The sequence below is a fragment of the Cohnella luojiensis genome (genome assembly GCF_004564235.1).
Lineage (GTDB): Bacteria > Bacillota > Bacilli > Paenibacillales > Paenibacillaceae > Cohnella > Cohnella luojiensis.
Window position 1 is genome coordinate 44531 of the sequence record NZ_SOMN01000038.1, and the last position, 7174, is coordinate 51704.

General features: G+C 42.4%; 7 protein-coding genes. 3 read left to right on the forward strand and 4 right to left on the reverse strand.

Features of this window, described 5'->3' with window-relative positions:
- Positions 1 to 17: 17 nt before the first annotated feature.
- The 4 genes from E2980_RS20330 to E2980_RS20345 form a co-directional block, all read right to left on the reverse strand.
- On the reverse strand, positions 18 to 1112 hold the full coding sequence (locus E2980_RS20330; protein WP_135154052.1) for a GerAB/ArcD/ProY family transporter: 1095 nt from the start codon (positions 1110 to 1112) through the stop codon (positions 18 to 20).
- On the reverse strand, positions 1112 to 2164 hold the full coding sequence (locus E2980_RS20335) for a Ger(x)C family spore germination protein (RefSeq protein WP_167747203.1): 1053 nt from the start codon (positions 2162 to 2164) through the stop codon (positions 1112 to 1114). The genes E2980_RS20330 and E2980_RS20335 overlap by 1 nt, the downstream gene beginning before the upstream one ends.
- Positions 2157 to 3629, reverse strand: coding sequence for a spore germination protein (locus E2980_RS20340; protein ID WP_135154065.1), 1473 nt, complete (start codon positions 3627 to 3629; stop codon positions 2157 to 2159). The genes E2980_RS20335 and E2980_RS20340 overlap by 8 nt, the downstream gene beginning before the upstream one ends.
- A gap of 173 nt (positions 3630 to 3802) precedes the next feature.
- Positions 3803 to 4279: a glutathione peroxidase gene (locus E2980_RS20345; RefSeq protein WP_135154054.1), complete on the reverse strand. Its 477-nt coding sequence runs from the start codon at positions 4277 to 4279 to the stop codon at positions 3803 to 3805.
- A 224-nt stretch (positions 4280 to 4503) separates the two neighbouring features.
- On the opposite strand from E2980_RS20345, the gene E2980_RS20350 reads away from it, so the two are divergent.
- From E2980_RS20350 to E2980_RS20360, 3 genes are all read left to right on the forward strand, one after another.
- Entirely contained in the window at positions 4504 to 4956 is a 453-nt protein-coding gene (locus E2980_RS20350) for a MarR family winged helix-turn-helix transcriptional regulator (RefSeq protein ID WP_135154055.1), read from the forward strand.
- A 31-nt stretch (positions 4957 to 4987) separates the two neighbouring features.
- Positions 4988 to 5962 (forward strand): peptide-methionine (S)-S-oxide reductase MsrA, encoded by a 975-nt coding sequence (gene msrA, locus E2980_RS20355; RefSeq protein ID WP_135154056.1) that lies wholly within the window; start codon positions 4988 to 4990, stop codon positions 5960 to 5962.
- Positions 5963 to 6404: 442 nt separating this feature from the next.
- Positions 6405 to 7174, forward strand: a 770-nt coding sequence (locus tag E2980_RS20360) for a branched-chain amino acid ABC transporter substrate-binding protein (RefSeq protein ID WP_135154057.1), incomplete at its 3' end; no start/stop codon positions are given.

The following is a 7174-nucleotide window of genomic DNA, read 5'->3' on the forward strand; positions in this document are numbered from 1 at the left end:
CTGTCATGTGGCAGCCCTTATTTCCGTTTAAGTCCAATCTTAGCTCTAATAACATAAATGATAAAGAGGAACGGGATGTAGACAAAGATAAAATAAAATCCCATCTCGATTAAGAATTTTTCAAATGCATCGATCTTTATACGTTCGTTGAACATCAGCGCGGCGATGAAAAGGATTGCCAGTAAGAAAGGCAAAGACAACCGGGGTTTAAGTTTAGCAACTCTTTTCATAATTCTCGTGCAGCACCAAATGGGAATGCAAATTGCAGGGATGATAACCGTTAGCCACATGAAAATAAAAAGATATTCAAACCTTTCAATGAAGGATAATTCTATAATTTTCGTCATCCCCAAAGTCGGCCACAACGAATGTTTCAGCAGTCCCTGACTAAAATACATAAGGGTTACGATAATCACTGACGTATGTTTGAATGTAGTGAAGAGCAAGGCGAAATGCGCCCACTTTACGTTTTTTTCGGGTAATTTTAAGAAGGGGAAGTAAATAAGCAAAGTTTCAATTCCGAAGAAAATAAAGCTAGAAGATTTAGATGCTTTAAGCAAATCAAGAAAAGAGTGATTGAATACAGGCAATAAATTATTGAGATTGCCTTGTCGAATCGGAAAGTAAAGGGCAAAGATTAATACCGTTGGGGCAAGAACCCCGAAAAAACTATATCCGGTTAATATCCTGAACCCGCCGGATACCGCATAATAAATGATGCAGATTAAGACCCCTCCCACTACCCACGTCTTAAGAGTTGGAAATACCCACACTTGAATGATTTCAATGTAATTTCGGAAGACAAATAAAGCTAATATGAAATAGTATCCGACTAATAGCAGTGAAACGGTATTGCCTATGAAGTTGCCGAATATCGTTCGATGTACGTCAATTACGTCTTTAGCGGGATAACCGAGCATCTTATAAATCATCCAAATAATAAAATGCAGGCTCAAACCCATTAGGATAATCGATATCCAAGCATCTTGACCGGCATCCCTAAGGGCTAGACTTTGAAAATTCAACACGATGCCGGGAGTTTGGGAAACGCCGATTAAGAAAAATACAAAGGATCCGGATATCGTGTAATTTTCCTTAACCCGGTTCTGCACTAATGCCCAACTCCTGAGTGTAAAATAATAACTTCCGCATTTACGTCAAAAACCATTTTCGGGTATATTTTTTCATCAAATTCGTTCTGGTTATAATGTCTATTCTGCTTTCTGAATTGCTCTCCAAAGCCGATAGTATCGACGTTATTCTTCTGAAGCTGGACTAGCATGGCTTCGATTTCGGATGCAAGTTTACCCTCGATTTTCTTCTTTATTCCAAATATAACCTCCTTCTGTAAGATGTTTATTTTTGTCGGAAATTCTCTCAGCTGGACGGTTAATTTAAGGGATATCGCTGCTTTTTCATTTTGCATAGCTATTTTTCTCTTTCCGGATAAAATGATAATGGAATACTTCTCTTTTTGACCGGTCGTGAATTCATATGTGCCTGTTAAGGCTTTCTCTTTCAGGAGTTTAATATATAATCCTTCTTTGTTGGTTAACCAAAGCTTTAATTTGTCTTCCTTAAAGACACCGATTCCGACCATATGCAATAAGCCCTTATCTTTCTTTATGGCAGGTAAATAAACATCTTGACCTTCTCCATAATACTGGTTTACGAATGAATGATAATTTGTCTTAGGGGTATTCCCATTGTGCATGTTTTGTTCGATTAGTTCCGATAAGAAATAGGGAGGTTTTTTAAATGTTTCGGATATAATCGAGCTTGCGGTTTGTTTTGATATTACAATGGTAGCATTGCCGCTTTTAAGGGATTCTTGATTGATGATGTCGGCAATTTCCGAGATGCCTTTTCTTGCATATTGTTCACTAAGAACCAATGTCCGCATTTGACCGATTTCGACAGGCTGCGATGACTCTGTAGTTATAATTGTGAAATTTTCGTTAATCGATTTCGACTCCGCGGTTAACAAGGATTTCTGAGAAGCACTTTTATAACTAGGATAAGAGGCGCTGATCTTAATGTTCTCTCCTTCGATGTCTAAGCCAATTGCTTGTATGATTCTTATCTGATCAATTATTCGTTCTTGCGCGCAACTGGATAACAGGCAGCAGAAGAATAGAACGGGGATATACAGAAATCTATTCATTATTATAGTCATCTCCAATATCTTTACCTTCTTGTAAGGAATACCTTTTGGTCAAGATCGGACGTAAATACTTATTTCGATTCGAAGTAAGGGTAAAGGAAGAGCGGATAAAGCTGTCGCTGTAATCCTTGTAACGAAAAGGAAACAGGGGAACAAGATATGGCGAACCCAATGATTTCAATCGCATTAAATGGCCTAAAATAAACATGATCCCAATCATTATTCCTAAGCCGCCCCAAAAGGATGCCAAGACAATCAATGGAAAACGCAAAAACCGTATCGTGTTGGACATTTTAAAGATAGGCGTAGTAAAGGAAGCCAATGCCGAAAGAGAAACGATGATGAGCAGAATATTACTGGTTAAAGCGGCTTGCACCGCTGCTTGCCCAAGTACGATACCTCCTACGATTCCCAACGTTTGACCAACCTTCGTAGGCAATCTGGACCCTGCTTCGCGTAACAGCTCGATGGTTATTTCCAAGAACAAGACTTCGAGAAGAGGAAGGAAGGGAACATTGATTCTGGATTCGATTATCGGGCTTAATAGTTCTTTGGGAATGACGGTGTAATGAAAAGTAAGAATCGCAACATAAAAGGAGGTTGCCAGGATTGAAAAAGCGACCCCAAAATAACGAATAAGTCGAAAGAAAGAACCCAAAATCCATGGTAAATAATAATCTTCCGGCGATATTAAAAAGTCGAATAAGGTGGTAGGTCCTGATAGCACGTAAGGAGAACCGTTGCTTAATATGGCTACTTGCCCGCTTATCAAGCTGTATTTTATTCTGTCTACACGTTCAGTGGATATTAATAAAGGGAAGAGAGTATTCGAGTTGTCTGCTATGATTTGGTCGAGAAACGAACTGTCGAAAATCACCTCGAAATCCAAATCCAACAGTCTTTGCCTTACCGTATTAACATGCTGAGGATTTGTAATACCCTCTAAATAAGCGATAGCTACTCTTGTCTTTGAAACAGAACCAATGGTGTGTTCCTCAAATATAAGTTTTTCAGATACAAGCCCTTTTCTAAGTAAATTCATATTGGTATCAATATTTTCTACAAATCCGACCTTCGGGCCAATTACGCTGTATTCATTTTCAGTATCATTATTAGTACGGAGACCTAGTTGTAAATCCGCAATGTTCACTACTAGACCTTCATTGAGATGGGGATCTATTTGAAGAAAGATTGAACCTTTGGTTAAGCTAAGTGAAATTTGTTTCAGGTCCGATGAGGCCTTGATTTCCTCAATGGGAATTAAAGCCTTTAAATCATCCAAATTTTCAATTTCACAATTCGTGGTTTGAATAAAAGAGAGTAAATCATGATGGAATTGTTCATGGTTTATAAGCGAAGCATAGTAAGAGAAATGAAGAAGCTTGCCTTGTACCGTAATGGTTGTTTGTACAAAATCGCTTGATTTTGATATCTCTCTTAGAGCCTTATGTATATTGGGGAGCATATGACGACGTACCACCTGTCTAAGAAAAATAACTCGCCTTATTATGGTGTTTTGAAGTTGAAATTATACCTTTTTCTGACAAGCGGTCGAAGTCACTCATAGCAAAAGAGCAATCGGGCAGGGGATCTGCCGATTGCTCTTTTTGTTCCCTGCTTTAAATCAAATCGCGAACTTTACAGCAATGTAGCGAGATCCTTTTCCAGATCGGAAGGCTTTTCGGCCGATCCGAATCTTTTAAGCACTTTCCCGTTGCGATCGACGAGAAACTTGGTGAAATTCCACTTGATCGATTTGGAACCGAGAACTCCGGGAGCTTCGTTTTTCAAATATTGATAAAGCGGATGGGCATTGTCTCCATTGACCTCGATTTTCTCGAAAAGAGGGAAAGTGACTCCGAAATTGATTTCGCAAAAGCTTTGGATTTCTTCGTTCGTCCCTTTTTCCCCTTTGCCGAATTGGTTAGTAGGGAAGCCTAGGATTTCGAGCCCGCTGTCCTTGTATTTCGAATAAAGACCTTGAAGCTCCTTGTACTGCGAAGTGAACATGCATTTGCTCGCTGTGTTGACGATAAGCAACACTTTGCCTTTGTACTCGTTTAACGATTTCGTTGCGCCTTTGACCGTTCTTACTTGGTGGTCGTAAACCGACATCCCGATTACTCCCTCTCTATGAATGTATTTTGCTAAATTGTATTGCTCACAATCTTACTTTCATGAGTATATCCCCATTCAATATTGCTGTCAATTATATTTTGTACAATATGAATTGAGAAAATATGTAATCTTAGGAGCCTCCTAAATAAATTGTGCAAAATTAAATAAGGAATTATAATGTTGTTTACTACTACATTGCATGGTACAAGGAGGTGCTTGAGATGTCAGCGAAGCAAGAGATGTTTGAGCTTGAAAATATGCTGTGCTTTTCGATCTATGCGGCTTCCCGCGAAATCACCCGCTTATATCGACCCGTTCTCGACAAGTTCGGACTAACCTATCCTCAGTATCTGGTCATGGTCGTTCTGTGGGAATTCGGCGACAGTACGGTGTCGGAGCTCGGCGACAAATTGCTGCTCGATTCCGGAACCTTAACGCCATTATTGAAGAGACTGCAGGAAGCGGAGTTGATTTACCGAAGGCGATCGACCGGAGATGAACGGAAAGTAGAAGTCGGACTGACGGAGAAGGGCATATCTCTAAAGGAACAAATGATGAACGTTTCGAAAGATATTTTTACGGAGCTGTGTAAAACGGAGTCCAATTATTTGCAAACGTTGCAGTCGGTCAAAGCCCTCCTGAAAGACGCCCATGAACTGGCGAGGCGCGAGTAACCAAATAGTAAATTAGGAGGTGCGGATAAGGTTGAAAGACGCGGATCAGAGTAAGCAGCTCGCTACATTTGCGGGAGGTTGTTTCTGGTGCATGGTAAAGCCGTTCGACGAGCTTCCGGGAATCGTATCGGTCGTTTCAGGATATACGGGCGGACGCACGGAAAATCCGACGTACGAGGACGTAGGCACCGAAACGACGGGGCATGCCGAAGCTGTCCAAATTACGTTTCAGCCGGAATTGTTCCCTTACGAGCGCTTGCTTGAACTCTTCTGGCAGCAGATAGATCCCACCGATCCAGGGGGACAATTCCATGACCGTGGCCATTCGTACCGTACTGCGATTTTCGTTCATAACGAGGAACAGCGTTTGAAAGCGGAAGCTTCCAAACGCGCGCTGCAGGATAGCGGACGCTTCAAACGTCCGATCGTGACGGAAATCGTGCCCGCGGGGCTGTTTTACCCAGCGGAGGATTACCATCAGAATTACTACAAAACTCATCGGAGAGAGTACAACCTCTATCGGGAAGGCTCCGGCCGCGATGATTATGCCCGACGTAATTGGAATAATAGGAAGGACAAAGAACAATTGCGCCGGCGATTAACGGAACTGCAATATAGGGTTACCCAGAATAACGAAACCGAGCCCGCATTTCAGAACGAATATTGGAATAACGATCGCGAAGGACTTTACGTTGACGTCGTCAACGGAGACCCGCTCTTCAGTTCCGAAGATAAGTTCGATTCCGGCACCGGATGGCCAAGCTTCTCGAAGCCGCTTGACGAGGGCTTGATTCGTAAGGAAGCGGATTTGAGCGATGGACAGGTGCGAACGGCCTTGCGAGCGAGACTATCGAAATCTCATCTGGGACACTTATTTCACGACGGTCCGGAACCCTCCCTGCTGCATTTCCGCATAAACTCGGCTTCCATTCGCTTCATCCCGATGGAGGATCTGGAAAGGGAAGGGTACGGTCGATATTCGATGCTTTTTTCAAGGCGCAATTAAGAGACCCGTAAGATGGACACTTATTAAAGTGACTCTCTTGCGGGTCATTTTTTTTGTTTCATGTTATATAACATGACATTTAATTTAGCGTATCTCAAAAATAATACATTGACAAACCTATTTTTACTCATGTAATAATAATATTAACGAAATATATTAATACTATGTTAAGTGTTTGATATATTTAGTTACATAATGTGACATCAATCGACAAGTCAGATCCGGGTATTACTATCAGGTACAAGGGACAGCGCGAATAGAGTCGGATTTACATGATAATTCCGTTTCTAACGCGAAGTCCATTTTTTATTGATTACAAACCTGGAGATGTCGAGGTGATAAGTTTCTAAACCGGTTAAGCGGGCATTGGCAGTGCAGCGTCAAAGTCGCCGACAAAGCTGAAGCGACTACTAGAAGTATATTCATACTTAGGAGGATTTATATGAAGATGAAAAAAACATTATCGGCACTTATGATTTCCGTACTTATGATCGGTATATTAGCGGCATGTGGAACGAATGATTCCGATGGATCGGGCGGCGATCTGACCGTCATCAAAATCGCATCGCAATCCCCTCTGTCAGGAGGAAGCTCGGTTCAAGGGGAAGCGATCAAGCTCGGAGGGCAAATGGCGCTCGACGAACGGAAAGAAGAATTTAAGAAGCTTGGCTTCGACCTGCAGTTCGTTCCATACGACGACCAAGGCGACCAGAAAAAAGGGGTTGCAAACGCCGAAATGATCGGCGCCGATAAGGCGATTCTAGCCGTGCTCGGACATATGAACTCCGGAGTTTCCATTCCTTCCTCCGTTGTTTATGAGAAATACAAAATCCCGATGGTTTCCCCGGCTAATACGGCTACGGAGGTCACCGACCGTAAGTTGAAAGTCGTGAACCGGGTCGTTGCTCGCGACGACTTCCAAGGACCGGCCGGCGCTGAATATGCGGTGAAAACGGTCGGCGCGAAAAATATTTTCGTTATTCAAGACAAGACTTCATACGGTCAAGGATTGGCGGAAGCGTTTAAGACCGCGGCCGAGGGACTGGGCGCAACGATTGCCGGTTATGAAGGCATTACCGTCGGCGAAAAAGACTTCAACGGCGTATTGAACCAAGTGTTGAGCAAAAAGCCGGACTTTATCTTCTTCGGCGGCTTGTACAACGAAGGAGGCCTGATCGTTAAACAAGCGCGCGAGAAAGGCATCACCGTTCC